This is a genomic window from Stenotrophomonas sp. 05L44_2 (assembly GCF_056665995.1).
Genome location: NZ_JBFTNR010000919.1, coordinates 1 through 1,343 on the forward strand (window position 1 = coordinate 1; position 1,343 = coordinate 1,343).

2 protein-coding genes are annotated in these 1,343 nt (G+C 72.1%); both read left to right on the forward strand.

Features of this window, described 5'->3' with window-relative positions:
• Positions 1-87: 87 nt before the first annotated feature.
• Positions 88-807: a type II secretion system protein GspM gene (gspM, locus tag AC1VAN_RS21970; RefSeq protein ID WP_025876696.1), complete on the forward strand. Its 720-nt coding sequence runs from the start codon at positions 88-90 to the stop codon at positions 805-807.
• Positions 797-1,343 (forward strand): hypothetical protein (locus AC1VAN_RS21975; RefSeq protein ID WP_480986762.1); only part of this gene is annotated, 547 nt, incomplete at its 3' end. The genes gspM and AC1VAN_RS21975, both read left to right, overlap by 11 nt.

Sequence of the window (1,343 nt, forward strand, 5' to 3'; positions counted from 1 at the left end):
GCTTCACCCTGACCGCCGAGCTGCAGCCATTGCCTTCGGCGGCAGCGGCGCCGGCACCCGCCCCGACTGCAACCACGGAGGCGGCCAATGCCGATGCCAAGCGCACGCCGTGACCGCTGGCTGGCACTGGCACTGCTGTTGGCAGTGCTGGGCCTGGCCTACCTGCTGCTGGTGCACCCGTGGTTCACCCAGCCGCTGCGCGCCATCGATGCCGATGCCGCCGCCCTGCGCGAGCGCCAGCAGCGCGTGCAGGCGCAGCTGCAGCAGCAGCCGCAGATCGAACAGCGGCTGCGCGCAACCCGCGACGCCCTGCAGCAGCGCCCGGGGTTCCTGCAGGAAGCCACCGCCGAGGCCGCCGCGGCCGCGCTCGGCGCACGCCTGCAGGATGCGGTGGCGATGGCCAGCCCGGGCAACCGCAGCTGCACCATCAGCAACCGCACGCCGTTGAGCGACAACCGTCGCGATGCTGCGTTCGTGCGCGTGGCCATGCAGGTGCGCCTGCGCTGTGGCGTGGCCGAACTGGCCACCGTGCTGCACAGCCTGGAGACCGGCAGCCCGCGCCTGTTCGTGGACAACCTCAACCTGATCGCACAGCGCTTCCAGCAATCGCCCAACGAATCCGGCCTCGGCCTGGACGTGTCCTTCGAGCTGGCCGGCTACCTGTTGCCGGCGGCTGCTGCCGATCCCTCGACAGCACCCGTGGCCACGCCGCCTGCAGCGGCGCCGGCGGTGTCGCCGCCGGCACCTGTGCCGTCACCGGCGGAGCAGCCTGCCACCGATGCGCAGGAGGTGGCCGATGAAGCTTGAGCAGATCAGCCTGCGCACCGGGCTGTTGCTGGCGGTGGCCGGATGGGCCGCAGCGCTCTGGCTGGCCACCGGCTTCGGTCTTGGCAGCCAGCTGCCCACGGTCAGTGCGGAGGGCGACGCGCAGGCCGCGCTGCCGGCGCTGCCCGTGCTGGCGCCCGAACGCATGGCCGGCGCAGACAGCTACAGCGTGATCAGCGAACGGCCCCTGTTCGCCGAAGACCGCAAGCCGCGCCCGTACCTGCTGGGGGGCAGTGAAGCCGCCGCCAGTCCGGCACTGCGCCTGACCGGCGTGCTGATGACCGGCGACTTCAGCATGGCCACCTTCACCACCGAGCAGGGCCGGTCGCTGCGCCTGCGCCTCAACGGCGATGCAGTCGATGGCTGGCAGCTGGTGGCATTGGAACCGCGCCAGGCCACGGTGATCGGCTCCAGTGGCAGCCAGGTGCTGGAACTGGCCGTGTTCAATGGCCAGGGCGGTGAAGCGCCGACCGCGCTGCGCGGAGCCACTGGCACACCGCCTGTGCCTGGCGCGGTGG